This window comes from Actinoplanes sp. NPDC049316 (assembly GCF_040677315.1).
In the GTDB taxonomy this organism is placed as follows: Bacteria; Actinomycetota; Actinomycetes; order Mycobacteriales; family Micromonosporaceae; genus Actinoplanes.
In genome coordinates this window covers 48,726-71,136 of record NZ_JBFAQM010000027.1, presented here as the reverse complement: position 1 = coordinate 71,136, position 22,411 = coordinate 48,726, and the positions used below count along the sequence as shown (strand labels likewise).

Annotated in this window: 28 protein-coding genes; 20 read left to right on the top strand and 8 right to left on the bottom strand. The window is 72.0% G+C overall.

Annotated elements, in window-relative coordinates; all coding sequences use genetic code 11:
- The first annotated feature begins 21 nt into the window (after window positions 1–21).
- The 5 genes from AB0K03_RS31395 to AB0K03_RS31375 all read left to right on the top strand — a co-directional run bounded on the left by AB0K03_RS31395 (window position 22) and on the right by AB0K03_RS31375 (window position 3,219).
- Entirely contained in the window at window positions 22–810 is a 789-nt protein-coding gene (locus AB0K03_RS31395; protein ID WP_364692285.1) for a DUF2993 domain-containing protein, read from the top strand.
- Window positions 782–958: an Ms5788A family Cys-rich leader peptide gene (locus tag AB0K03_RS31390; RefSeq protein ID WP_364692282.1), complete on the top strand. Its 177-nt coding sequence runs from the start codon at window positions 782–784 to the stop codon at window positions 956–958. The genes AB0K03_RS31395 and AB0K03_RS31390 overlap by 29 nt, the downstream gene beginning before the upstream one ends.
- Window positions 959–1,100: 142 nt before the next feature.
- Complete coding sequence (locus tag AB0K03_RS31385; protein ID WP_364692279.1) at window positions 1,101–1,949, top strand: sulfurtransferase; 849 nt, start codon at window positions 1,101–1,103, stop codon at window positions 1,947–1,949.
- A gap of 5 nt (window positions 1,950–1,954) precedes the next feature.
- Window positions 1,955–2,284 (top strand): DUF1416 domain-containing protein, encoded by a 330-nt coding sequence (locus AB0K03_RS31380; RefSeq protein WP_364692276.1) that lies wholly within the window; start codon window positions 1,955–1,957, stop codon window positions 2,282–2,284.
- A 74-nt stretch (window positions 2,285–2,358) separates the two neighbouring features.
- A complete protein-coding gene (locus tag AB0K03_RS31375) occupies window positions 2,359–3,219 on the top strand; it encodes a hypothetical protein (RefSeq protein WP_364692273.1) in 861 nt (286 codons plus the stop codon).
- Here AB0K03_RS31375 and AB0K03_RS31370 read toward each other — a convergent pair.
- Window positions 3,216–3,590: a DsrE family protein gene (locus tag AB0K03_RS31370; RefSeq protein ID WP_364692270.1), complete on the bottom strand. Its 375-nt coding sequence runs from the start codon at window positions 3,588–3,590 to the stop codon at window positions 3,216–3,218. The genes AB0K03_RS31375 and AB0K03_RS31370 overlap by 4 nt on opposite strands.
- Before the next feature lie 14 nt (window positions 3,591–3,604).
- Between AB0K03_RS31370 and mtfM the strand changes: the two genes are divergently transcribed.
- Complete coding sequence (gene mtfM, locus AB0K03_RS31365; protein WP_267909931.1) at window positions 3,605–3,709, top strand: small membrane protein MtfM; 105 nt, start codon at window positions 3,605–3,607, stop codon at window positions 3,707–3,709.
- Window positions 3,703–4,308 carry an FABP family protein gene (locus AB0K03_RS31360; protein ID WP_364692267.1) on the top strand — a complete coding sequence of 202 codons (606 nt, stop codon included), beginning with the start codon at window positions 3,703–3,705 and terminating at the stop codon, window positions 4,306–4,308. The genes mtfM and AB0K03_RS31360 overlap by 7 nt, the downstream gene beginning before the upstream one ends.
- On the opposite strand, the gene AB0K03_RS31355 is transcribed toward AB0K03_RS31360, so the two are convergent.
- On the bottom strand, window positions 4,265–5,044 hold the full coding sequence (locus tag AB0K03_RS31355; RefSeq protein WP_364692415.1) for an aminotransferase class IV: 780 nt from the start codon (window positions 5,042–5,044) through the stop codon (window positions 4,265–4,267). The two genes, AB0K03_RS31360 and AB0K03_RS31355, sit on opposite strands and share 44 nt — an antisense overlap.
- 77 nt (window positions 5,045–5,121) lie before the next feature.
- On the opposite strand from AB0K03_RS31355, the gene AB0K03_RS31350 reads away from it, so the two are divergent.
- The 8 genes from AB0K03_RS31350 to AB0K03_RS31315 all read left to right on the top strand — a co-directional run bounded on the left by AB0K03_RS31350 (window position 5,122) and on the right by AB0K03_RS31315 (window position 10,747).
- A complete protein-coding gene (locus AB0K03_RS31350; RefSeq protein ID WP_364692412.1) occupies window positions 5,122–5,520 on the top strand; it encodes a Fur family transcriptional regulator in 399 nt (132 codons plus the stop codon).
- On the top strand, window positions 5,517–6,587 hold the full coding sequence (locus AB0K03_RS31345) for a folate-binding protein (protein WP_364692264.1): 1,071 nt from the start codon (window positions 5,517–5,519) through the stop codon (window positions 6,585–6,587). The genes AB0K03_RS31350 and AB0K03_RS31345 overlap by 4 nt, the downstream gene beginning before the upstream one ends.
- A gap of 26 nt (window positions 6,588–6,613) precedes the next feature.
- Window positions 6,614–7,447: a 3-keto-5-aminohexanoate cleavage protein gene (locus AB0K03_RS31340; protein ID WP_364692261.1), complete on the top strand. Its 834-nt coding sequence runs from the start codon at window positions 6,614–6,616 to the stop codon at window positions 7,445–7,447.
- Window positions 7,444–8,364, top strand: a complete 921-nt coding sequence (locus AB0K03_RS31335; RefSeq protein WP_364692258.1) for an asparaginase — start codon at window positions 7,444–7,446, stop codon at window positions 8,362–8,364. The genes AB0K03_RS31340 and AB0K03_RS31335 overlap by 4 nt, the downstream gene beginning before the upstream one ends.
- Window positions 8,365–8,432: 68 nt before the next feature.
- The gene (locus AB0K03_RS31330; protein WP_364692255.1) at window positions 8,433–8,999 is read left to right on the top strand and encodes a helix-turn-helix transcriptional regulator; all 567 of its coding nucleotides are present in this window, start codon (window positions 8,433–8,435) and stop codon (window positions 8,997–8,999) included.
- Window positions 9,000–9,036: 37 nt separating this feature from the next.
- The gene (locus AB0K03_RS31325) at window positions 9,037–9,486 is read left to right on the top strand and encodes a hypothetical protein (RefSeq protein ID WP_364692252.1); all 450 of its coding nucleotides are present in this window, start codon (window positions 9,037–9,039) and stop codon (window positions 9,484–9,486) included.
- Between the two features lie 68 nt (window positions 9,487–9,554).
- Window positions 9,555–9,866, top strand: coding sequence for a DUF2516 family protein (locus tag AB0K03_RS31320; RefSeq protein WP_364692249.1), 312 nt, complete (start codon window positions 9,555–9,557; stop codon window positions 9,864–9,866).
- On the top strand, window positions 9,860–10,747 hold the full coding sequence (locus tag AB0K03_RS31315) for an alpha/beta hydrolase (RefSeq protein ID WP_364692410.1): 888 nt from the start codon (window positions 9,860–9,862) through the stop codon (window positions 10,745–10,747). The genes AB0K03_RS31320 and AB0K03_RS31315 overlap by 7 nt, the downstream gene beginning before the upstream one ends.
- A 40-nt stretch (window positions 10,748–10,787) precedes the next feature.
- Here AB0K03_RS31315 and AB0K03_RS31310 read toward each other — a convergent pair whose 3' ends face one another.
- Window positions 10,788–11,810: a PKD domain-containing protein gene (locus AB0K03_RS31310; RefSeq protein ID WP_364692246.1), complete on the bottom strand. Its 1,023-nt coding sequence runs from the start codon at window positions 11,808–11,810 to the stop codon at window positions 10,788–10,790.
- A gap of 255 nt (window positions 11,811–12,065) precedes the next feature.
- Between AB0K03_RS31310 and AB0K03_RS31305 the strand changes: the two genes are divergently transcribed.
- Together AB0K03_RS31305 and AB0K03_RS31300 are read left to right on the top strand one after the other, a co-directional pair.
- On the top strand, window positions 12,066–12,392 hold the full coding sequence (locus AB0K03_RS31305; RefSeq protein ID WP_364692243.1) for a hypothetical protein: 327 nt from the start codon (window positions 12,066–12,068) through the stop codon (window positions 12,390–12,392).
- A gap of 12 nt (window positions 12,393–12,404) precedes the next feature.
- A complete protein-coding gene (locus AB0K03_RS31300; protein WP_364692240.1) occupies window positions 12,405–13,205 on the top strand; it encodes an EI24 domain-containing protein in 801 nt (266 codons plus the stop codon).
- Between the two features lie 6 nt (window positions 13,206–13,211).
- Here AB0K03_RS31300 and AB0K03_RS31295 read toward each other — a convergent pair whose 3' ends face one another.
- From AB0K03_RS31295 to AB0K03_RS31285, 3 genes are all read right to left on the bottom strand, one after another.
- The gene (locus tag AB0K03_RS31295) at window positions 13,212–14,228 is read right to left on the bottom strand and encodes a LacI family DNA-binding transcriptional regulator (protein ID WP_364692237.1); all 1,017 of its coding nucleotides are present in this window, start codon (window positions 14,226–14,228) and stop codon (window positions 13,212–13,214) included.
- Window positions 14,229–14,232: 4 nt separating this feature from the next.
- A complete protein-coding gene (locus tag AB0K03_RS31290) occupies window positions 14,233–15,660 on the bottom strand; it encodes a GH1 family beta-glucosidase (protein ID WP_364692234.1) in 1,428 nt (475 codons plus the stop codon).
- 179 nt (window positions 15,661–15,839) lie between these two features.
- Window positions 15,840–16,601 carry a maleylpyruvate isomerase family mycothiol-dependent enzyme gene (locus tag AB0K03_RS31285; RefSeq protein WP_364692231.1) on the bottom strand — a complete coding sequence of 254 codons (762 nt, stop codon included), beginning with the start codon at window positions 16,599–16,601 and terminating at the stop codon, window positions 15,840–15,842.
- Between the two features lie 67 nt (window positions 16,602–16,668).
- Here AB0K03_RS31285 and AB0K03_RS31280 point away from each other — a divergent pair, with 67 nt between their 5' ends.
- The gene (locus AB0K03_RS31280) at window positions 16,669–17,757 is read left to right on the top strand and encodes a UDP-N-acetylmuramate dehydrogenase (RefSeq protein WP_364692228.1); all 1,089 of its coding nucleotides are present in this window, start codon (window positions 16,669–16,671) and stop codon (window positions 17,755–17,757) included.
- 4 nt (window positions 17,758–17,761) lie between these two features.
- On the opposite strand, the gene AB0K03_RS31275 is transcribed toward AB0K03_RS31280, so the two are convergent.
- Complete coding sequence (locus AB0K03_RS31275) at window positions 17,762–18,292, bottom strand: CAP domain-containing protein (RefSeq protein ID WP_364692225.1); 531 nt, start codon at window positions 18,290–18,292, stop codon at window positions 17,762–17,764.
- A gap of 99 nt (window positions 18,293–18,391) precedes the next feature.
- Window positions 18,392–19,084 carry a HAMP domain-containing sensor histidine kinase gene (locus AB0K03_RS31270; RefSeq protein ID WP_364692222.1) on the bottom strand — a complete coding sequence of 231 codons (693 nt, stop codon included), beginning with the start codon at window positions 19,082–19,084 and terminating at the stop codon, window positions 18,392–18,394.
- A gap of 192 nt (window positions 19,085–19,276) precedes the next feature.
- Here AB0K03_RS31270 and AB0K03_RS31265 point away from each other — a divergent pair, with 192 nt between their 5' ends.
- Window positions 19,277–19,975 carry a response regulator transcription factor gene (locus AB0K03_RS31265; RefSeq protein ID WP_249610640.1) on the top strand — a complete coding sequence of 233 codons (699 nt, stop codon included), beginning with the start codon at window positions 19,277–19,279 and terminating at the stop codon, window positions 19,973–19,975.
- 86 nt (window positions 19,976–20,061) lie between these two features.
- Window positions 20,062–22,410: a chemotaxis protein CheW gene (locus AB0K03_RS31260; protein WP_364692219.1), complete on the top strand. Its 2,349-nt coding sequence runs from the start codon at window positions 20,062–20,064 to the stop codon at window positions 22,408–22,410.
- Window position 22,411 lies beyond the last annotated feature (1 nt).

Genomic DNA, 22,411 nt, shown 5'->3' with positions numbered 1-22,411 from the left:
CGGTGGCAACGAGGAGGACCGGTGTCCGAGGTGTACGGGTCGGCGCGACCGCGCAAGCGCTGGGGGAGGCGTCTCCTGATCACCCTGCTGGTGCTCCTGATCATCGTGGTCGCGCTGCTCGCCGTGGCGGACCGGGTGGCCGCCTCGTACGCGGAGCGGGTCATCGGCGACCGGGTCGCGCAGCAGGTCGCCGACCAGCAGGCCACCTCGGAGAAGCCGGACGTCACGGTGGAGGGCGTGCCGTTCCTGACCCAGGTGCTCGACGGCAAGTACCAGGAGATCCAGATCCGGCTGAAGGACTTCTCCGGGCCGGCCGGGAACAACAAGACCATCAAGATGCCGCTGCTGGACATCCACGCCCGGGACGTGACCGCGCCGCTGGACACGATCCGCAGCGGCAACGGCGACATCGTGGCCGGCACGGTCACCGGCGCCGGGACCATCGACTACCCCACGCTCGCCGACCTCATCGGCCAGAAGGGCCTCAAGGTCGGCGAGAAGGACGGCAAGCTGGTCGGCTCCGCGCCGATCCAGGCGCTCGGCCAGACCTGGAACGTGTCGGGCACGGCGAACCTCGACATCAAGGACGGCGTCGTGCAGGTGCGCTTCGCCGACGTGACCGCGGACGGTCTGCCGAACGTGCCGCTGGTGCGCAATCTCGTCGACAACTACGTCAAGGGGCTCGCGTACGACCTCAAGGTTCCGGCGCTGCCGCTGGGCCTGAAGGTGCAGAAGGTGGAGCCGCGTCCGGACGGGCTGGTGGTGACCGCCGGCGCCAGCAATGTGGCGCTCAACTCCGGCGGCCTGTGACCGCCGACTCCTTCCCGGATGGTGGTCGGCAGTGTTCCGGCCCCTGGAACCGCTGGTAGGGTCGCTTCCCATGAGCCTGTTGCTCACCAAGAGGCGCGCGGTCGACCTGTGCCGCGTGGCCGCCTGCCTGTGTCGCCCTGTCCTCTGACGGGGCCATCCGGCATTTCCTTCGCCCGGCAGTGGCGCCGTACGCAAAGCGTGATCCGTTTTTCGGGTCGGCGCGCGTGCGACCTCTTCACCTCCCGCGCGTCGACTCACCCCCATCTCTCACCTGACAAGGGAGTAATGCGATGAGTCGCGACACCGCACTCGTCTCTGCCGACTGGGCCGAGAAGAACCTGGACACCCCGGGTGTCGTCTTCGTCGAGGTCGACGAGGACACCACCGCCTACGACGGCGGGCACATCCCGGGCGCTATCAAGATCGACTGGAAGAAGGACCTGCAGGACCCGGTGCGCCGGGACTTCGTGAACCAGGAGCAGTTCTCCGCGCTGCTGTCCGAGCGGGGCATCTCGAACGACGACACCGTCGTCCTGTACGGCGGCAACAACAACTGGTTCGCGGCGTACGCGTACTGGTACTTCAAGCTGTACGGCCACGGCGACGTGAAGCTGCTCGACGGCGGCCGCAAGAAGTGGGAGCTGGACGCCCGGCCGTACTCGAAGGACGTGCCGCAGCGCGCCGCCACGCAGTACCAGGCCACGGAGCCCGACCTGTCGATCCGCGCGTTCCGCGACGAGGTCGTGCAGGCCATCGGCGTGAAGAACCTGGTCGACGTCCGCAGCCCCGACGAGTTCGCCGGCCGCCTGCTCGCCCCGGCGCACCTGCCGCAGGAGCAGTCGCAGCGCGCGGGCCACATCCCCACGGCGATCAGCGTGCCGTGGAGCAAGGCCGCGAACGAGGACGGCACGTTCAAGTCCGACGACGAGCTCGCCAAGATCTACGGCGACGCCGGCCTCGACGGCGGCAAGGACACGATCGCGTACTGCCGCATCGGCGAGCGTTCCTCGCACACGTGGTTCGTGCTCAAGGAGCTGCTCGGCCAGGAGAACGTGAAGAACTACGACGGTTCGTGGACCGAGTACGGCTCGCTCATCGGCGTGCCGATCGCGCTCGGCGACGAGCCCGGAAAGGCGTGATCGCGATGACCACCCCCAACATCGCGGACGGCTGCGCCGCGCCCGACCAGTCGGCTCCCATCCCGGCCGGCGTCGACCTCGAGAAGGAAACCGTGATCACCGGCGTCGTCACCACCGCCGAGGGTGACGCCGTGGGCGGCGCGTACGTCCGCCTCCTCGACTCGTCCGGCGAGTTCACCGCCGAGGTGGTGACGTCCCCCGAGGGCGTCTTCCGCTTCTTCGCGGCGCCGGGCTCGTGGACGCTGCGCGCCCTGTCCCGCCACGGCAACGGCGACCTCGCCGTCGACGCCACCCGCGGCGTCAACGAGGTCGGCCTGAACGTCGCGGCCGCCTGACCCACGCTCTGTTGATCGAAGGGCGGGACCCGTCGGGTCCCGCCCTTCGTGCTGGGTGGGAGCCGCATGCGAGCATGGCTGCCGTGAGCCTGCCCGCACCTCCCGCGTACGCGCCGCCGCCTCAGCCCGAGCGGCGCCCGACCCGGTGGTGGCTCGTGGCGGTCGTCGCCGCCTGGACGCTCGTCCTGGCCGGGCTGGCGGTGTGGTCGGTGCGCAAGGATCCACCGACCGTGCCCGAGCAGCGAACCATCACCGAGGCGTTGCCGGTGCTGCACCGGGCCGCGGGCGTGGTGGTCGCGGCCGCCGACGGGCCGGACCGGGTGATCGCGATCGGGCCGGTGGCCCTGGACCGCGACTGTGCGCTGACCCCGGTGCGCGGCGGCGTGGAGGCGAGCCAGGAGGTGACCGTACGCGTGCGTCCCGACGAGGCGTTCGGTGTGCTCGACTCGATCGCGCGGGCGCTGCCGCGGGCGTACCGGGCGGCGATCCGGCACGACGCCGAGGACACCCGGCAGGTGCTGCGGGGCGACGCGGGGGAGTTCGTCGGGGTGGAGGCGGAGGCGGGCGCCGGTTCCACGTCGTTCGTCCTGCGGATCTCGACCGGCTGCCGGCCCGGCGCCGCGCCGGACGAGCCGCCGGGGCCGGTCGCGCAGCCGCCGGCGCCGTTCGTGGCGGCGAGCAAGGCGTTGGGCGGCACCGGTACGGCCACCGGCGTGTCGGTGACGTGCCCGGACGGTCGTACGGCCACGACGGTGACCGCGGGTGACCTGGCGGCGCCGAAGGACCTCGGGCGCGCGCTGCGCGACGTGGTGGCCGGCGCGCTCGTGATTCAGGCGGAGCCGCACGCGTGGGCGTACCGGGTGGGCGAGGCCTCGCTGATCGTGAGCGACGGCGACGGGACCGCGCGGGTCAGCGCGACCACAAGCTGTCGCTAGTAGACGAGCGCCTGCGCGCCGCCGGAGGTGACCTCCTCGACGAAGACGGCGGCGCCCGCGATGCGGATCCTCGGGAGCACGTCGTCCGGGCCGATGTCCCGGCGGGCCGCGCACTGCGTGCACAACGTCACCGTGCCCGCCTCCAGCAGCAGCTCGAGCAGGTCCGGCAGCGGAGCCGCGTGCGGCAGCTCGAACTCGGCCGCGCGCCCGGGCAGGGCGAACCACGCCGACTCGCCGGTGAGCCAGAACGACACCGGCACGCCGGACGACGCCGCCGTGCTCGCCACGGTGAACGCCTGCGAGCAGCGCTCCGGCGCGTCCGCTCCGGCGGTGGTCTTGACGACGAGAAGGCGGGCCATGTCGGTCAGCATAGGATGGCTCCGTCATGGTTACGGAGATCGGGTACGTGAGCCTGCTGGTCGCCGGTCTGGGCGGGCTGGCCGGCGGGCTGGGCTATCTGGCTATGCGCATTGCAAGGGGACGATGGTGAGCAGCGAGACCGAGAACCCGTTGGGACCGCCGCCCTGGCTGAACGCCCCGCCGGTGGACGAGTACCCGTACGAGGACACCCACGACCTGCGCCAGGGCCCGGACCTGCACCCGGCGCTGCTCGGGCTGCTGCCGTTCATCGGCCTGTGGCGCGGACGCGGGCAGGGCGGCTTCCCGGAGCCCGAGGACTACAACTTCGCGCAGGAGATCCGGATCAGCCACGACGGGCGGCCGTTCCTGGCGTACGAGTCGCGCATCTGGGTCCTGGACGACGAGTCGCAGCCGACCGGCATGGCCAACCGCGAGGTCGGCTTCTGGCGCCCGGTGCTGAATGCGGACGGGCGCCCCACCGACGAGATGGAGGCGACGCTGACCACCCAGCACGGCGTCATCGAGATCTACGAGGGCGAGGCCACCGGCACCCGGCTGGAGATGGCCACGGCCGGCGTCGGGCACACCGCCACGGGCCTCGCGGTCACCGGCGGCCACCGCCTCTTCGGCATCGTCGAGGGCGCGCTGCTCTATGCCCAGGAGATGTCGGCCAACGGCGAGACCCTCAAGCCGCACCTGTCGGCGCGCCTGCTGCGGGTGGGCGGATGAAGCCCAGGAGGTCCTGAAGGCGCGGCGTCCAGGGCGACGCCGCGCGGGGTACGCCGTCCAGTGACCGCACCTCGGCCAGGCCGCGCAGCGAGCTGGCCAGCCACATCGCTGCCACGCCCCGCAGCTGCCCCACGGTGATCATCCGCTCGTCGGCGCGCAGACCGACGTCGCCGGCCCGGTGGAGCAGGTGCGCGGCCGTCGTCCCGGGCAGGATGCCGGTCGAGTCCGCCGGCACAGTGCACAGGGTGTCGCCGTCGAGCCACACCAGGCTGGCCGTGGGCGCTTCCAGGGCCTGACCCTCACGGAGCCACAGCAGGTCATCGGCCCCTTGGGTGACCGCCCAGCGCTTCGCCGCCAGGTTCTCGGCGTAGGAGAGCGTCTTGGCGGCGGAAAGGGACCAGGGCGCCCGGGGGCCCACGTCGTGGGTGAGCACGCGGATCCCGACGCGGCGTTCCCGGCGGATCGCTTCCGGCACCGGCGACACGGTCGCGAATGCGGTCGAGGGCGTGACGACCAGCCGCAACGCGCCGTCCTCATGGGTCAGCCCTGCGCCCAGGCCGGCGACCTGCTCGGGGACGTCGATGTCCAGCATCGCGGCCGAACTCCGCAGGCGGCCCAGATGGGCGTCGAGCAGCCAGGGGCCGGTGGGGCGCAGGTGCACCGTCTCGAAGACGCCCTCGCCGTACAGCAGCCCGCGGTCGGTGTGGGTCAGCTCCCCCGAGCCGGGGATCACCATGATGGGCGCGTTCACGCCCGGGAGGGTATAGCGGCGCGAACTATGCTCGTAACGTGTCCGCCACATCCCTCGCCGAGATGCTCCGGGAACGCGGCCTGCGACTGACGCCGCAGCGCCAGCTGATCCTGGAGGCGGTGCACGAGCTCGGCCACGCCACGCCCGAGCGGATCCACCAGACCGTGCGTGAGCGGGCCGCCGGCGTCAACATCACCACCGTCTACCGCACCCTCGAGCTGCTCGAGGAGCTGAGCCTCGTCAGCCACACCCATCTGTCGCACGGCTCGCCGACGTACCACGCCGCGGGCGAGGACCAGCACGTGCACCTCGTCTGCCGCACCTGCGGCTCCGTCGACGAGGTCGACCCCGCCATCATGCTGCCGGTCACCGAGCGCCTGCGCGACGAGCGCGACTTCCGGGTCGACGTCGGTCACGTCTCGCTGTTCGGCGTCTGCGGCGGCTGCAAGGAGCAAGCATGACCACGGTCCGCATCGAGGAGCTCGACCCGCAGTCCGCGGACGCCGGCGTACCGGCCCACCACGGCGACCCCATGCGCGAGCAGCGCACGCTGGAGACGACGGCCGGGCTCGTCGACCGCTCCAACCGCGACGTCATCGCGGTGCCGGGCGAGGAGCGCGCGAGCTGGCTGCACACCCTGACCACCCAGCACCTCGCCGACCTGCGCGCCGGGCAGGGCAGCGAGCTGCTCGTGCTCTCCCCGCACGGCCACGTCGAGCAGCACGCGCTCGTCGCCGAGGACGGCACCACCGCCTGGCTCGACACCGAGCCGGGCGCGGGTGAGGGCCTGCTGAAATACCTCGAGATGATGCGCTTCTTCACGCGCGTGGAGCCGCGGGACGCGACCGCGGAGACCGCCGTGCTGTCGATCGTCGGCCCGGACGCCCCGGCCACCGTCGCGCGGCTGCTCGACGTCGAGCTCTCGGCGCCCCGGATCTTCGACGTGCCGGGCCCGAAGTTCGCCGCCGGGTCCGTGCCCGCCGCGCCGACCGCGCTGTACGACGTCCGGCTCTTCGAGGGTGGCCTCGCCCGGCGGGTGCCGCTCGGCGTCGACCTGCTCGTGCCGCGGGCGCGCCTCGACGCGGTGCTCGGCCGGCTGTCCGACGTGCCGCGGGCGGGGCTGTGGGCGTACGAGGCCGTGCGCGTCGCCCACCGCGTCCCGCGGTTCGGCTGGGAGACCGATCACCGCACGATCCCGGCCGAGGCCGGCTTCATCGCCCCGGCCGTCCACCTGGACAAGGGCTGCTACCGGGGGCAGGAGACCGTCGCCCGGGTGCACCACCTGGGCCGCCCGCCGCGCCGGCTCGTGCTGCTGCACCTGGACGGGGTGGCGACCGACCAGCCGCCGGCCAAGGGCACGCCGGTCACGCTGGACGGGCGCGAGGTCGGGTTCGTCGGCACGGCGGTCCGCCACCACGAGCTGGGCATGATCGCGCTGGCCGTGCTGAAGCGCAACGTGGCCGACGACGCCCGGCTCACGGTCGGCGAGTCGGCGGCGGCCATCGACCCCGGTCCGGCCCGGCCTTAACGCTTCCTCATGGCAGGATCTCGGTTATGACCGGGACCCTCATCACCGTCGCGCCCACCGGCGCGGAGAGCAGCAAGGCGGCCGTACCGGCGCTGCCTGTGACGATCGACGAGCTCGTGGCCACCGCCAAGGAGTGCGAGGCGCTGGGCGCCGCGATCATCCACGTCCACATCCGCGACGACGCCGCCGAGCCGACCCTCGACCAGGGCCGGCTGCGCGAGACGGTGGCCGCCCTGCGGCAGTCGACGGACCTGATCGTGCAGCTCTCCTCGGGCGGCGCGGTGACCGACCCCGAGGCCGACCGGCTCGCCGTGCTCGACGCGCGCCCGGAGATGGCCTCCTGCACGATGGGTACGGTCAACTTCGGCGACGGCGTGTTCATGAACCGCTGGGAGTTCATCGTCGACCTGCACACCCGGATGCAGGAGCGCGGCATCGTCCCCGAGTACGAGATCTTCGACCTGGGGCAGCTCACCTCGCTGCAGCGCCTGCTCGCGCAGCACGGGCTGCCGTACGGCGGTCACGTCCACGTCGACCTGGTGATGGGCGTGCCGGGCGGGATGCCGGGCACCGCCGAGGCGCTGGTCGCCTGTCACCGCGCGATCCGCGACCTGCCGGAGGGCACCACGTTCTCCGCCACGGGCATCGGCCGCAGCACGATCCCGGTCATGCTGGCCTCGCTGTCGGCCGGCGGGCACCTGCGGGTCGGCATGGAGGACACCATCACGTATGCGAAGGGCCGCCCGGTCGAGTCGAACATGCAGCTCGTCGCGCGCGCCGTCGGGTTCGCCCAGCTCGCCCAGCGTCCGCCGCTGACCACCGCCGAGGCGCGCGAGCTGCTCGGGGTGCCGGCCCGATGATCCTCGCGGAGGTCGTACGCTCCGGCTTCACCGAGTCCGTCCACCACGGCTCGGTCGTGGTGCTGGACGCCGCGGGCGCGGTCGCCGACTCGGCCGGGGACGTGGTGGGCCCGGTCTTCCCGCGCTCGTCCAACAAGCCGATGCAGACCGTCGGCATGCTGCGCGCCGGGCTGCGGGTGGCCGACCCGGCGGATCTCGCCCTGATCAGCGGCAGCCACTTCGCCGAGCCGTTCCACCTGCGGCGCGTACGCGCCATCCTGGGCGCCGCCGGGCTGACCGAGGACGCGCTGCTCTGCCCGCCGGCCCTGCCGCTCGCCGAGTCGGAACACGACGGCCGGGAGCCGGCGCGGATCCTGATGAACTGTTCCGGCAAGCACGCCGGGATGCTGGCCACCTGCGTCGCCAACAAGTGGCCGCTGGACGACTACCGCGACGTCAAGCACCCGTTGCAGCAGGTGCTCACCGAGACGGTGACCGAGCTGGCCGGTGAGCCGATCGCCGCGACCGGCGTCGACGGCTGCGGCGCGCCCGTCCTCGGCTTCTCGCTGACCGCGCTGGCCCGGGCCTTCCAGCGGCTGGTCTCGGCCGCGCCGCAGACGTACGAGCGGATGGTGGCGGACGCCATGCGGGCCGACCCGGAGCTGGTCGCGGGCACCGGCCAGGACGACACGCGGCTGATGCACGGCGTGCCGGGGCTGCTGGCCAAGGGCGGCGCGGAGGGTGTCGTCGCGGTCGCCGTCCCGGAGGTCGGCGCGGTGGCGTTGAAGATCGAGGACGGCGCGATGCGCGCACGGATGCCGGTGCTGGTGTCGGCGCTGCGCCGCCTCGGCCTGGCCGCTCCGGTGCTGGATTCCCTGGCCACGGTGCCCGTGCTCGGCGGTGGCGTCCAGGTCGGCGAGGTACGCGCGGTCTGGTGACCCGTTTCACGCTAGCTCTTGCAAGCGTTTTGCTTGCAGGAGCTAGCGAGCCGGGCTACGGTCGAGTCATGGCCACCGGTAAGGATCTGCCTCAGGACATCGGCTCGTTCATCCGAGACCTGCGGCAGACCGCGAAGATCTCCCTCCGGCAACTCGCCGACCGGGCGGGCGTGAGCAACCCGTACCTGAGCCAGATCGAGCGGGGCCTGCGCAAACCCAGCGCCGAGGTGCTGCAGCAACTGGCCAGCGCGTTGCGGGTGTCGACGCCCGCGATGTACCTGCGCGCCGGCCTGCTCGACGGGGAGGGCCAGCAGGGCGTGCTGGCCGCCATCGCGGTCGATCCCGACCTGACGATCGCGCAGAAGCAGTCGCTGACCCAGATCTACGAGACGTTCCGCAACGAGAACGCCCGGCACGCCCGCGAGAGCGGCGAGGCCACGGGCGCCGGCCCCGCGTCCGCGGAGCCCGCCGAGCTCGACGTTCCCGACGAGGACGAGGCCCTGCGAGCCGTCATCACGGACGCGGAGCCTGCCGAGACCGACGTTCCCGACGAGGACGAGGCTCTGCGAGCCGTCGTCAAGGACGTGTCGGTCGTGGAGGACGGCGGCGCGCCGCCTCCGCCGGCCAAGTCCTGACCCACCACCAAGACCACCGCAAGCCCGAGGAGACCTCATGCCCGAGCAGACCAAGACCCGAATCCCCGCCCCGCTGTACGCCGCCGCCGGCGCCGGTGACCTCGCCTGGCGCGAGCTGCGCAAGCTGCCCGCCGTGGTGACCGAGCTCAGCGACCGCGCCGTCGCCTCGCTCCGGATGGCCAACGAGGCCGCCGGCACCACCGCGACCTCGCTGCGTGACAAGGCGACCACCACGGACTTCGACAAGCTCCGTGAGACCGCCACCACGAGCGCCCTCACCTTCGCCCAGGTCGCCCAGGAGCGGGCCACCGCCCTGTACACCACCCTCGTCGCCCGTGGCGAGCGCGTGATCGGCACCGGCGTCGTCGAGGCCGCCGACGTGGTCAACGCCGACATGGTGACCACCGAGGAGCCGAAGGCCGTCGAGGCCGCCGCCGAGGCGACCCCGAAGCCCCGCAAGCGCGCCACCCGCCCGGCCGCCGAGTAAGCGGACACACCCGGCGTTCAACCGCGGGCCCCGGCCGAAGCCGGGGCCCGCGGCATAGACTCTTCACCATGGTCTCCGCCGCGCCCGAGTTCTATCTGCACGTCAGGCTCTACATCGACGTGCTCGTGATGATCGGCTCGCTGATCGTGCAAGCCATCGCCCTGATCCACTGCGTGACGCAGCGCGGCGACGGCTTCCAGGCGATCGGCACCCTGCCCAAGGGCGCGTGGATCGCGATCCTGGCCGTCTGCCTCGTGCTCACCTACGTGATCGGCCCGATCGGCATCTTCGGCCTGATCGGCCTGGCCGCGGCCCTCATCTACCTGCTCGACGTCCGTCCCGGGCTGCGCGACCTGTCGGACGGCAAGGGCTTCTGGTGAGACTCCGCCGGCCGCCGCCCCCGGACGGCGGCCCGCGGAACCCCGGACCCCGGCCCACCGCCCCGCGCTCCGGCCGGCCCACGCTGCCGGCCCCGCCCACCGAGCTCGTCGGCACGCCGCACGGCGTACGCCTGGAGCAGCTCGTCACGGGCGCCGGCGACCCGGTCACCGTGTTCGCGCACGGGCTGGCGGGCGACCTCGCCGGCACCCGCCCGCTGGGCAGCGCCGTCGCGGGCCGCCGGGTCTTCTTCCACTTCCGCGGGCACGGCCGCTCCGAGGCCCCGCCCGGACCGTGGACCTTCGCCGATCTCGCCGCCGACCTGCGCGCCGTGGCCGACCGCGCCGGCGCGACCCGGGCGCTCGGGGTCAGCATGGGCTCCGGTGCCCTCTGCCGGCTTCTCGCCTCGGATCCCGGGCGCTTCGAGCGGGTGGTCCTCTACCTGCCCGCGCCGCTGGACGGCGTACGGCCGCGCGCGGCACAGGAGCGGCTGGAACGGCTGCTCGCCGCCATCGCCACGGGGGAGGCCGCGGCGGTGGCGGAGGCGGTCGAGCCGGAGCTGCCGCCGTCGGTGCGCAACACGCCGACGGGCTGGGGCCACCTGCGGCAGCGCGTCGATCAGCTGCTCCGCGACGGGCTCGCGCCGCAGCTGGATACGTTGTGGCGGGAGCCCGCGGTTGCGGATGTCGGGGCGCTGCGGGCGTACCCGGGGAAAGCGCTGGTGATCGGCTGCGTGGGCGACGACCTGCACCCGGCGGCCTGGGCGGAACGCCTGGCCGGCCTGCTTCCCGGCGCTGACCTGCACATTTACGACCGGCCCGCGGTGCTCTGGACGCACCGGCGCGAGCTGCGCGAGCGGATCTCCACGTTCCTCAACGCATGATGGCCCGGACCGAACGGTCCGGGCCACAATGCGTTGATGGTCAGCTGGTGAGCTTCTGGATGCGGTACTTCTCACCGGTGTCGTTCCCCGCCTTGTCCCAGGCGAAGTAGTGGACCTCGATGTAGTAGCCCTTCGCGAGACCGGTGATGCCGGAGACCTTCCAGTTACCGGCCGAGTCGGGCCTGATCCACTTCACCGCCGTCGACGGGATCTGCGGGTTGCTCAAGTTGTACTTGACCCACTTGTTGGTGGAGAAGTTGTAGTACCAGTCCGAGGAGCCCTTCCACCGGTAGATCTGCACGCCGACGCCGTCGAGCCCGATCTGCGAATCCTTGGCGGTGCCCTGGATGGTCTTCCAGGACGACGCCTTCGACGGGCTGCTCGGGACCTTCAAGGTCACGGACGGCGCGTACGAGTCGTAGAGCATCGTGTAGGTGCCCGCCGACTTGGTCACCTTGCCCTGGGCGTTCTCCAGCGTGACGCTCGCGGTGCTCTTGCCGTCGTCGCCCCAGTGGTAGAGGTGCTTCACCGAGGTGTTGGCCTTGTTCACCAGGCTGGTCTCGCCGTCGCCCCAGTGGACCCAGACCCGGGTGGTGTTGCTCGGGATCCCGGACAGCTTCAGCGTCGCCTCGTGGTTGCCGTTGAGCCAGGTCCAGTTCCAGGTGGGGTCGAACTTGAAGCTGCCACCGGCGACCGTCACCTTCGCATTGGTGATCGTGCCCTGCGTGGACGTTCCGTCGTCGGTGATGGTCACCGCGACCGTGTAACTGCCGGCATTCGGATAGGAGTGCTGAACCGTGGAGGCTCCCGACGCGAACGTCGACGTGGAGTTGTCGCCCCAGGCGACCGTGACGGTCGCCGGGGTGTCAGGAGTGCTGTCCTCGAAGGCCGTCTGGGTCAGCGTCACCGTCTGACCCGGCAAGATGCTGGTGGTGTTGAGGCTGTAGGTGCCCGCTCCGGCGGCCCAGGCGGGCGTGCCGAGCGAGCCGGCGCCTGCCACCGTGCCGGCGCCGAGCGCGAGAGTCAGCAACGCGGCGAGTCCGCGCGATCCTCCGGTCTTCATAACTCTCCCCGTGAAAGTGGTCGCAATGAATGCGAGCCCCGGGACAGTACCGGTTCGGGGGGCGCTTGATCAAGCGGTTGGCGATCGATACCGGCGGGCGATCGGCGATCGGCGTAACCTTTTGCCGCGCTCGTCGGTGTTCCTGTCGTGCGGCTCACCCCCAGAACTGTCTTCCTCGGTCTCGTAGCGCTCGGTCTGCCGTTCGCCGTCAGCCTCGGATGGGCCCTCGGCAGTCCCGAGAAGGTGTCTCCCGCCGTGAGCGCCCCGGGCGGCGCGGGGACCCTGGGGAGCGCGCCGGCCGCCAGCAAGACCGTCCCGGAGTCGGTCGGCGACTGGGTTCCCCGCGCGCCCAAGCCGGTGTCGGTGGTGGAGCGGGTACGGCCGAGCGTGCCGGCGAGCGCCGCACCGAGCTCCGGTACGCCCTCCGCCCCGGCCTCCGGATCCGCGGCGCCGTCGCTGACGATGCCGCCCGTACCGACGCCGGCCTCCGTGTTCACGACGCCGCCGGATCCGGACGCCACGACCACCTCGGCGAGCGCCACCCCGGCGCCCTCCGGCCTGCGGCTGGTCCGGAGGCCCTAAGCTCCTCGAACTGTGGCGAAGTCTCAGCTGGGCCCGGGCGGCACACTCCGGGAATTCCTCACCGGCGCCGGCCTGCTCGGCCGCGGTCTCGGCCTGGTGCTGCGCAACCCACGGCTGCTCGGTCTCGGCCTGCTGCCCGCTCTCCTGTCGGGCCTGCTGTACGCGGCCGCCCTCGTGACGCTCGCCGTCTTCATCGACGACCTCGCCGCGACGGCCACCTGGTTCGCCGACGACTGGTCCTCGATGTGGCGCGGCGCGATCCGGTTCGTGGCCGGCGCGGCGCTGCTCGGCCTCGGCGGCCTGCTCGGGGTGCTGACCTTCACCGCCGTCACCCTGCTGATCGGCGACCCTTTCTACGAGAAGATCTCCGGCGCGGTCGAGAGCCGCTACGGGGGCGTGCCGGACGAGGTCGAGGTGCCGCTGCTGCGCTCGCTGGGCCGCAGCCTGCGCGACTCGCTGCGGCTCATCGGGCTGTCGATCCTGTTCGGGATCCCGCTGTTCCTCGCCGGTTTCCTGCCGGTGGTCGGCCAGACCGTGGTGCCGGTGGTCGGCGGGGCCATCGGCGGCTGGCTGCTCGCCGTCGAGCTCACCGGCGTGCCGTTCCAGCGCCGCGACAAGCGCCTCCGGGACCGGCGTCAGGCGCTGGCCGGGCGGCGGCCGCTGGCGCTGGGCTTCGGCGTGGCGGTGTTCGTGTGCTTCCTGATCCCGCTCGGCGCCGTACTGCTGATGCCGGCGGCGGTCGCGGGCGCTGCGTTGCTGTCACGCAAGGTGCTCGGCCTGCCCACCGACATCGTGACGACCAGCTCGCTGTAGCGCCGGTCAGGCGGAGGCGCGGACGACCAGCTCGGTGGGCAGGACCACCACGGCCGGGACGTCGCGGCGGTGGTCGACCAGGCCGAGCATCTGGCGGGCCATGGTCCGGCCCATGTCGACGATCGGCTGGCGGACCGTGGTCAGCGGCGGGTCGCTGAGGCGGCTGATCTCGAAGTCGTCGAAGCCGATGACCGCCACGTCGTCGGGGACGCGGCGGCCGGCGTCCTTGAGGGCCTGCAGCGCGCCGTGGGCCATCATGTCCGAGGCGACGAAGACCGCGTCCAGGCCGGGGTCGTCGGCGAGCAGGCGGCGCATCGCCTGGACGCCGGAGTCGCGGGTGAAGTCGCCGAACGCCACGTGCTCGGCGAGACCGGCCTCGTCGAGGGCCGTCCGGTAGCCGGTCAGCCGGTCGATGCCCGCGACCATGTCCTGCGGGCCGGCGATCGTGGCGATCCGGCGGTGCCCGGTGGCGAGCAGGTGGCGTACGGCCGCGGCCACCCCGCCGATGTGGTCCACGTCGACGTACGGCACGGGCAGCTCGGCCGGGGTCATCGGCCGGCCGCTGCACACCACGGGGATGCCGAGCCGGGCCAGCGCCCCGGGCAGCGGGTCGGCGCCGTGCATCGAGGCGAACATGACGCCGTCGACGTGCCCGGCCATCGCGTACCGCTCGACGCGGTCGTGGCTGGCCGCCGAGCCCGCCATCATGAGCACGAGCTGCTTGTCGGCCGCCTCGAGCTCCACGCTCACGCCCCGGATCACGGCCGGGAAGAACAGGTCGTCGGAGAAGACCCGGCTGGCCGTCTCGGGCAGGATCAGCGCGATCGACTCCGTACGCTGGGTCACCAGGCTCCGGGCGGCCTGGTTGGGGACGTACCCGAGCTCCTCGACGGCCTGGTTGACCGCGTCGCGGATCGCGACCGCGACCGTGGTCGACCCGTTCACGACGCGGGAGACGGTCGCCCGCGAGACCCCGGCCCGTCTGGCCACCGCCTCGAGTGTCGGCCGCTCCCGCGTCACCATCAGCTCACTCCCCGATCCGGTCCCGGTCGCTCAGACCGTTGCGCCGGATCACCTCCCGGTACCACTTGGCGCTGTCCTTCGGAACCCGCTGCTGCGTGGTGTAGTCCACGTGCACGAGCCCGAAGCGCATCTTGTAGCCCTCGGCCCATTCGAAATTGTCCATCAAAGACCACGCGAAGTATCCCCGAAGGTCAACCCCGTGGGAAATGGCGTCCAGACACGCGCGCAGGTGGCCGTCCAGGTATTCGATGCGGTTGGTGTCGTGCACCTCGCCGGTCTCGGGCGACGGGCCGTCCGGGTACGCCGCGCCGTTCTCGGTGATCATCATCGGCACGCCGTAGTCGGTGTGGATGCGGTCGAGCAGCCGGGTCAGCGCGGCGGGCTCGATCTGCCAGCCGATGTCGGTGATCGGGCCGACCGGGGCGCGGAACGCGATGCCCTCGGTGCCGGGCGCGTCCAGCTTGGCGGGCTGACCGGGCTGCGCCGAGACGTACGTGGGGGTGTAGAAGTTCACGCCGAGCACGTCGATCGGGGCGTTGATGATCGCCTCGTCGCCCTCGCGGATGTGGCTCAGGTCGGTGAACCGGCTCATGAGCTGCCGCATGTCCTCCGGGTACGCCCCGCGGAACAGTGGGTCGAGGAAGATCCGGTTGTTCAGCCCGTCCACGATCCGGGCGGCGTCGACGTCGGCCGGGTTGGCCGGGTCCAGCGGGAAGACGGCCGCCGGGTTCAGCGTGATGCTGACCGACTGCGCGCCGGCCGAGCGCAGCGCCCGCGCCGCGAGGCCGTGCCCGAGCAACAGGTGGTGCACGGCCTTGAAGACCGACGCCGGGTCCTGGATGCCGGGGGCGTGCACGCCGTTGCCGTAGCCCAGGTACGCCGAGCACCACGGCTCGTTGAGCGTGGTCCACGTGCGGACGCGGTCGCCGAGGCGGGCGTGCACGATGGCCGCGTACTCGGCGAACGCCTCGGCGGTCTCGCGGACCGTCCAGCCGCCGCGGTCCTGCAGCGTCTGCGGCAGGTCCCAGTGGTACAGGGTGACCACCGGGTCGATGCCCTTGCCGATGAGCTCGTCGGTGAGCCGGTCGTAGAAGTCCAGGCCGCGGGTGTTGACCGGGCCGGTGCCATCGGGCTGGATGCGCGGCCACGCGATCGAGTACCGGTACGAGCCGAGCCCGAGATCGGCCATCATCGCCACGTCCTCGACGTAGCGGTGGTAGTGGTCGCACGCCACGTCACCGGTGTGGCCGGCGTACACCCGCCCCGGCGTGCGGCTGAACGTGTCCCAGATCGACGGGCCCCGGCCGTCCTCGTTGGCCGCGCCCTCGATCTGGTACGACGCCGTCGCCGCTCCCCAGACGAAGCCGTCGGGGAACCTCAGGCCCGTGGCCAGGGGTTCACCGCTCTCTTCCACCTCGACGGTTGCCGTCATGCCGTCACCGCTCCCTGCGTGAATACCGCCGCCTGCCGGGCCGCGCCGACCGGTGTGATCAGCGGCGGAACTGTGGCGGACGGCCCTGTGCCGTCCGAACTTAACCGGTACAGCGTAAGGCCATTCACTGTTACGGGAGGCATCCGGAAGTTGCGGAACCTTGTCCGGATGGTGGGACGTCAGCCGGCGCGCAGAGCCGTGATCAGCCGAGGGTCCCCGACGATGGTCAGTTTGTCCGGTTCCATCCGGCCCATCAGCGTCAGAAGCAGGTCACTCGCGGTCCCCGAAGCCTCCGCCCGCGGGTGGTGGTCGTCGGTGTCGAGGATCGTCCCGGTGTCGAGCAGGGCGATGCCGGCGCCACGCAGCCGGACGAACCACTCGTAACTTGCGTCCGTGGCGGTCAGGTGGACGACGCCGTGCAGGTCGGTCGGTCCCTTGCGGTAACCGGCCGGCAGCCAGGTGTCGAGCACCTCGTTCACGCCGTCGGCGGCGAGTTTGGTCTCGATCGCGGTGGCGCGCCCGGCGGCGCGCTCCGCGTCCCAGCGGTGCACCGAGACCTCGTGCGCCATCCGGCGCTGCCAGAAACCGGCCTTCTTCGCCTGCGCCGGCCACGTCCACGACGGCAGGTCGGGATCGAGGGCGTCCAGGGTCTCGATCGCGCCGGTCGTCTCGCGGCGCAGCTGATCCAGCGCGTCCGGCCACGCCGGCCGGGGATCGGGGATCGTGCGGCCGGCCGGCCGGTCCACCACGCCCCGCGGCGCCAGCTCGCGCACCCAGTGCAGCACCGAGGTGAGGTGCTCGGTGAGATCGGCGACCGTCCAGCCCGGGCACGCGGGCACGGCGGCGTCCGGACCCGTCTCGGCGACGGCGTCCTGCAGCGCCGGACCGTCGGCCCGCAGTGCGGCCAGCCAGAAGTCCTTCGTCGCGTTGAGCCTGTTCATCAGCTTCTCCCGCTGGAGGCGGACCACCCGTACGGTCCCCGTGACCCGTCGGCCTAGGGTTGACGTCGTGCCTGACGTTAGTGCTGACCCACCAGCCGCCGCACCCGCTGTGCATGCCAGTTCGCTGGCGGCGTACACGACGCTACGCCTGGGTGGCCCGGCGGGAGTCCTGACAGTGGCGACTGAAACGGACGAAGCGGTCGAAATCCTACGCCAAGTCGCGCGTGAAGGGGAACCCGTCCTGGTATTGGCGGGCGGCAGCAACGTCGTGATCGGCGACGAGGGCTTCCCCGGCACGGTGCTGCTGCTGCGCACCCGCGGGGTCGAGGTGATCGACCGGGACCGGCGCGGCGCGCTCGTCCGCGTGGCCGCCGGCGAGCCGTGGGACGAGTTCGTCGCCGACACGCTCGCCCGCGGCCTGTCCGGCCTCGAGGCGCTCTCCGGCATCCCGGGCTCCGCCGGCGCGACGCCGATCCAGAACGTCGGCGCGTACGGGCAGGAGGTCGCCCGCACGATCGAGGCGGTGCACGTCTACGACCGTGCGGACGACCAGATCAAAGTCATGTCGCTGCCCGAATGTCGGTTCGCGTACCGGTCCAGCGTCTTCAAGCACAACGATCGCTGGGTGGTGCTGCACGTCGACTTCCGGCTTGCCGAGTCCACGGAGTCCGCGCCGGTCCGTTACGTCGAGCTCGCCCGGCAGCTCGGTGTCGAGGTGGGCGACCGGGCCGCGGCCGACCGCGTCCGCGAGACCGTGCTGAAGCTGCGGGCGAGCAAGGGCATGGTGCTCGACCCGGAGGACCCCGACACCCGGTCGGTGGGCTCGTTCTTCACCAACCCGGTGCTGTCGGCGCAGGAGTGGGCCGCGGTCCAGGACCGGCTCGCCGACCTGGGCGAGCCGCCGAGCTGGCCGGCCCCGAACGGCACGGTCAAGGTGCCGGCCGCCTGGCTCATCGAGAAGGCGGGCTTCGCCAAGGGGTACGGCGGCCGCGACGGCGTCGCGATCTCGTCGAAGCACACGCTGGCCCTGACCAACCGCGGCGGCGGGACGACGGCCGCGCTGCTGGACCTGGCCCGGGAGATCCGCGACGGCGTCCGCGACCGGTTCGGTGTGGTCCTGCACCCCGAACCCGTCCTCGTCGGGTGCGCGCTCTGAGGCGTCAGCGCCAGCCGAAGACCTGCGTCCAGTAGAGGGTGCCGTTGGCGGCCCGCTGCACCCCGGCGCCGAAGGAGCGGGCGTCGCAGTTGAGGATGTTCTTGCGGTGCTCGGGGCTGGCCATCCACGCCCGCATCACCTCGGCGGGGCCCGAGAAGCCCCAGGCGATGTTCTCGCCGGCCACGAAGCGGTAGCCGGCCGCCCGCGAGCGCGTCTCGAAGGTGGAGCCCCGCCAGCCGATGTGGCCGAAGTCGCCGGTCGCGGCCATGTAGTGGCTCTGGCGTACCGAGGCGACCATCAGGTCCGGTTCGACGGCGAGCGGATCGCATCCGGCCAGCGCCCGCTCCTCGTTGGTCCGCGCGATGACGTCGTCCATGAGCACCTGCTCGGTGGTCGGCCGCGCTGCCGTCGCCGCGGGACCGGTGGTGCCGGCATACGCGGGGGTCACGGTCACGGCGAGCAGGGCGGCCGGTGCGGCCGCGGCAAGGGCGATACGGCGTACGGAGTCGAACACGGTGCTTGCCTCCCGGTCCACGGCCGGGCTCCTGTTCGCCCGGCATTGGTTATCGGACCTGGCTTTTCGGGTGTACGTCCGATCTTTTCCGGTTTCCGCCGTCCCGGCCGGGTGAGCGTGTCAATCTGTGGGGATGGCCAGGGGAAGCCGGATCTCGGTCCCGGCGCCCGTTCCCGGGTCGTAGGTGAGCGCCACCGAGCCGCCGTGCCGGGTGGCGATCGCCTCGGCCAGCAGCATCCACAGGGCCGTGCTGCGGCGCCGGTGCGGCGGCTCGGGGTCGGCCAGCATGCCCGCCATCAGGTGCTCGTCGGTGAGCTGCTCGGCTTGCCGGGCGACCACCGTCACCGTCCAGCCGGACGTGTCCGCGGCGCTGCTGACCGTCGCGGACCGGTCGGCGGCGCCGCTGGCCACCGTACCGATGACCGCGTAGAAGAGGTCGCGGAGCAGGGCCGTGTCGGCGACCAGGGGTGGCCCCTCGCCGGCCCGGACGGTCGCCGCGGTGTACGGCTCCCGGCTCGCCAGCAGGTCCGCCGCCTCCTGGATCACGCCGCCGAGCTGCACCGGGGCCGGCCGTAGCGCCAGGTCGCCGGTCTGCAGCCGGCTCACCACCATGAGGTCCGCGACGAGGGCGAGCATGCGATCGGTGTTGCGGCGGACGGCGGCCAGCGCCACCGAGCGCTCGGCGGGGGCGAGGTCGTCGGTGTCGAGGCTCTCGGTGAACGACGCGATCGTGGTCAGTGGCGTGCGCAGCTCGTGGGAGATGACCGCGAGGAACCGAGCCTGCAGCGCGAAGGCGTTCGTGGGGGATCGCACGCTGAACTATAACTTTTCGTATATGAACCGACACGTCACGCTATCGTGAGTTTCTGACATTTCATCGTCGCCGCTCGCACCTGCGGGGGGCGTGAGCAGGACGCTGACCCGCAGCCCGAGCGCGTGCCGCGCCGGCCGGTCAGCCGCGTCTGGCGACGCGCGGGGGGAGGCGGAGGGCATGGTGACCCATTCATGAGCAGACTGCTCGTGGTCGAGGACGACCCGGACATCGCCCTGGCGCTGCGGCTGCTGTTCAGCCGGGCCGGGTACGAGGTGGCGCACGCCGGCGACGGCCGTACCGGTCTCAAGGAGGCGTACGCGGAACACCCCGACCTGGTCGTGCTCGACGTCGGCCTGCCGGAGATGGACGGCTGGCAGGTGCTCGAACGGCTGCGGGACGTCTCGGACGTACCCGTGCTCGTCCTCACCGCGCACGGCCAGGAGGCCGAGAAGGTACGCGGCCTGCGCGGCGGCGCCGACGACTACCTGACCAAGCCGTTCGCCAACAACGAGCTGCTGGCCCGGGTGGAGGCGCTGCTGCGCCGCTCGTCGAGCGGGCAGAACAGCTGGGCCAGCCAGATCTACGACGACGGGCTGGTGCACCTGGACCCGACGAAGCGCCGCGTCTACGTCAAGGGCGAGGAGAAGCGCCTCACCCCGACGGAGTTCCGGCTGCTCAACGCCCTCGTCCGGCACGCCGGCGCGGTGCTGAGCCCCAACCAGCTGCTGACCCAGGCCTGGGACGACCCCACCGGCATCGGGCAGGAGCGCGTCAAGTTCGCCGTGCTGCGGCTGCGCCGCAAGCTCGGCTGGTCGGATCCCGACGAGTCCCCGATCGAATCCGTACGCGGTTTCGGCTACCGCTACCGGCGCCCGGGCGGCGACACCTGAGCCGCAACCTGTAGCGCTCCCGGTGTCCTCAGGTGAGGCCCCGGGAGGTCGATGAGGGTCTTGGGAAACGAGCAGGAGGTAGGGCGTTGGAAGACCTTGGCGAGATCGTCGGCGAATTCCTCATGGAGAGCCACGAGAACCTGGATCAGATCGACCGGGACCTCGTGGCGCTGGAGCAGGATCCGTCGTCCCGCGACCTGATCTCCCGCATCTTCCGGGCGATCCACACGATCAAGGGCACGAGCGGGTTCCTGGCCTTCACCCGGCTGGAGACGCTCGCGCACGCCGGTGAGTCGCTGCTGTCCCGGCTGCGGGACGGCGTCCAGCCGGTCACGCCGACGACGATCACCACGCTGCTGGCGACGATCGACGGCGTGCGGTCGCTGCTGGAGGCCATCGAGCAGAACGGCTCCGAGGGCGACGTCGACGTCGACAGCATCATCGCCGCGGTGCACGCGCAGATGAACGCCCCGGGCGACGCGGGCTCCGCCGCCGCGCCGGCCGCCGCGACGGAGCCGGCCGCCACCCCCGAGCCGCTCGAGGAGCGACCGGCGCGCCCGGCCCCCGAGCCGGTCGAGGAGCAGCGCCGCCCGCTCGGCGAGATCCTCGTCGAGACCGGCGCGGCGCAGGCCGCCGACATCGGCTTCGCGCTGCAGTCGCAGCTCGAGGGCGACGAGCGCAAGCTCGGCACGATCCTGCTCGACGAGGGCAAGACCCAGCCGGCCGCGGTCAACGAAGCGCTGCAGGCGCAGACCCCGAAGCGCAGCGTCGCCGACAGCGCCATCCGCGTCGACGTGGACCTGCTCGACACCCTGATGAACATGGTGGGCGAGCTCGTGCTCGCCCGCAACCAGCTCGTCCGCGGCGTGATGGAGACCGGCGACTCCGGTCTCGTGCGCAGCGCCCAGCGGCTCGGGATGATCACCTCGGAGCTGCAAGAGGGCATCATGAAGACCCGCATGCAGCCGATCGAGCACATCTGGTCGAAGCTGCCCCGGGTCATCCGGGACCTCTCCCAGTCGCTCGGCAAGCGCGTCGAGCTGGTCATGGAGGGCAAGGAGACCGAGCTCGACCGCAGCCTGCTCGAGGCGGTCAAGGACCCGCTGACCCACCTGGTCCGCAACGCCGTCGACCACGGCATCGAGGACACCGACCGGCGGATCGCCGCGGGCAAGAGCCCCGAGGGCACGCTGACGCTGCGGGCGTACCACGAGGGTGGGCACGTCGCGGTCGAGGTGGCCGACGACGGCGCCGGCATGGACGTCGAGCGGATCGCGCAGAAGGCGGTCGAGAAGGGCCTGCTCCGTCCCGAGCAGGTGCCGAACATGGACAAGCGCGAGATCATGGCGATGGTCTTCCAGCCCGGCTTCTCCACCGCGGCGAAGGTGACCAACGTGTCCGGCCGCGGCGTCGGCATGGACGTCGTGAAGACCAACATCGAGCGGATCGGCGGCGCGGTCAGCGTCGACTCGACGCTGGGCCAGGGTACGGTCTGGCGCCTCACGATCCCGCTGACGCTGGCCATCATCCAGGCGCTCACCGTGGACTGCGGCGACCAGCGGTACGTGGTGCCGCAGGTGGCCGTGCTCGAGCTCGTCTTCATCGACGGCCAGTCCACGAAGATCGAGTACGCCTCGGGTGCGCCGGTCTACCGGCTGCGCGGCAAGCTGCTCCCGCTGGTCCGCCTCGACCGCACCCTGGGCCTCGACCCGGGCGGTGACCAGGGCGTCTACATCATGGTGCTGCAGGCCGACGGGCGCCGCTTCGGTCTCGTCGTCGACCGCGTCCTCAACACCGAGGAGGTCGTCGTCAAGGCCCTCAACAGCCGCTTCAAGGACATCGGCCTGTACGCCGGCGCCACGATCCTCGGCGACGGCAAGGTCGGCCTGATCCTCGACGTCTCGTCGCTGGCGCGCCGCTCGCACCTGGCGGTCGACTCCGAGCGCGAGAGCCTCGTCGGCGCGTCCCGGTCCACCGGCACGACCGGCACCGGCGAACGACTGCTCATCACCGCGGTGGGCGAGCGCCGGGTGGCGATCCCGCTGGACACGGTCACCCGCCTCGAGGAGTTCCCACGGGACCGCATCGAGCACGCCGGCTCCCGCGAGGTCGTGCAGTACCGCGGCCAGATCCTGCCGCTGGTACGGCTGTCGCACCTGCTGGGGGCGTACAGCGAGACGGAGGAGGGCGACACCGTCTCGGTGGTCGTCTACAGCGAGGGAGGCCGCAGCGTGGCGCTGGTCGTGGACCGCATCGTCGACATCGCCGAGAACTCGACCACCGCCCGCCGCGACGCGGAGGAGGACGGCCTGGTCGGTACGGCGGTCATCCAGCAGCGCGTCACCGAGCTGCTCGACGTGCGCCGGGCGATCCTCGCCGCGGACCCGAACTTCTACAACGACATGGCCGGCGACGAGATGCTGGTGGAGGCCTGAC

What these genes read in the sequence shown, in the direction of transcription:
- AB0K03_RS31390 (WP_364692282.1), top strand. Translation starts at nt 782, where the DNA reads ATGTGGCGCTCAACTCCGGCGGCCTGTGACCGCCGACTCCTTCCCGGA.
- AB0K03_RS31385 (WP_364692279.1), top strand. Translation starts at nt 1,101, where the DNA reads ATGAGTCGCGACACCGCACTCGTCTCTGCCGACTGGGCCGAGAAGAAC.
- AB0K03_RS31380 (WP_364692276.1), top strand. Translation starts at nt 1,955, where the DNA reads ATGACCACCCCCAACATCGCGGACGGCTGCGCCGCGCCCGACCAGTCG.
- AB0K03_RS31375 (WP_364692273.1), top strand. Translation starts at nt 2,359, where the DNA reads ATGGCTGCCGTGAGCCTGCCCGCACCTCCCGCGTACGCGCCGCCGCCT.
- AB0K03_RS31370 (WP_364692270.1), bottom strand. Translation starts at nt 3,590, where the DNA reads ATGCTGACCGACATGGCCCGCCTTCTCGTCGTCAAGACCACCGCCGGA.
- mtfM (WP_267909931.1), top strand. Translation starts at nt 3,605, where the DNA reads ATGGTTACGGAGATCGGGTACGTGAGCCTGCTGGTCGCCGGTCTGGGC.
- AB0K03_RS31360 (WP_364692267.1), top strand. Translation starts at nt 3,703, where the DNA reads ATGGTGAGCAGCGAGACCGAGAACCCGTTGGGACCGCCGCCCTGGCTG.
- AB0K03_RS31355 (WP_364692415.1), bottom strand. Translation starts at nt 5,044, where the DNA reads ATGGTGATCCCCGGCTCGGGGGAGCTGACCCACACCGACCGCGGGCTG.
- AB0K03_RS31350 (WP_364692412.1), top strand. Translation starts at nt 5,122, where the DNA reads ATGCTCCGGGAACGCGGCCTGCGACTGACGCCGCAGCGCCAGCTGATC.
- AB0K03_RS31345 (WP_364692264.1), top strand. Translation starts at nt 5,517, where the DNA reads ATGACCACGGTCCGCATCGAGGAGCTCGACCCGCAGTCCGCGGACGCC.
- AB0K03_RS31340 (WP_364692261.1), top strand. Translation starts at nt 6,614, where the DNA reads ATGACCGGGACCCTCATCACCGTCGCGCCCACCGGCGCGGAGAGCAGC.
- AB0K03_RS31335 (WP_364692258.1), top strand. Translation starts at nt 7,444, where the DNA reads ATGATCCTCGCGGAGGTCGTACGCTCCGGCTTCACCGAGTCCGTCCAC.
- AB0K03_RS31330 (WP_364692255.1), top strand. Translation starts at nt 8,433, where the DNA reads ATGGCCACCGGTAAGGATCTGCCTCAGGACATCGGCTCGTTCATCCGA.
- AB0K03_RS31325 (WP_364692252.1), top strand. Translation starts at nt 9,037, where the DNA reads ATGCCCGAGCAGACCAAGACCCGAATCCCCGCCCCGCTGTACGCCGCC.
- AB0K03_RS31320 (WP_364692249.1), top strand. Translation starts at nt 9,555, where the DNA reads ATGGTCTCCGCCGCGCCCGAGTTCTATCTGCACGTCAGGCTCTACATC.
- AB0K03_RS31310 (WP_364692246.1), bottom strand. Translation starts at nt 11,810, where the DNA reads ATGAAGACCGGAGGATCGCGCGGACTCGCCGCGTTGCTGACTCTCGCG.
- AB0K03_RS31295 (WP_364692237.1), bottom strand. Translation starts at nt 14,228, where the DNA reads ATGGTGACGCGGGAGCGGCCGACACTCGAGGCGGTGGCCAGACGGGCC.
- AB0K03_RS31290 (WP_364692234.1), bottom strand. Translation starts at nt 15,660, where the DNA reads ATGACGGCAACCGTCGAGGTGGAAGAGAGCGGTGAACCCCTGGCCACG.
- AB0K03_RS31285 (WP_364692231.1), bottom strand. Translation starts at nt 16,601, where the DNA reads ATGAACAGGCTCAACGCGACGAAGGACTTCTGGCTGGCCGCACTGCGG.
- AB0K03_RS31265 (WP_249610640.1), top strand. Translation starts at nt 19,277, where the DNA reads ATGAGCAGACTGCTCGTGGTCGAGGACGACCCGGACATCGCCCTGGCG.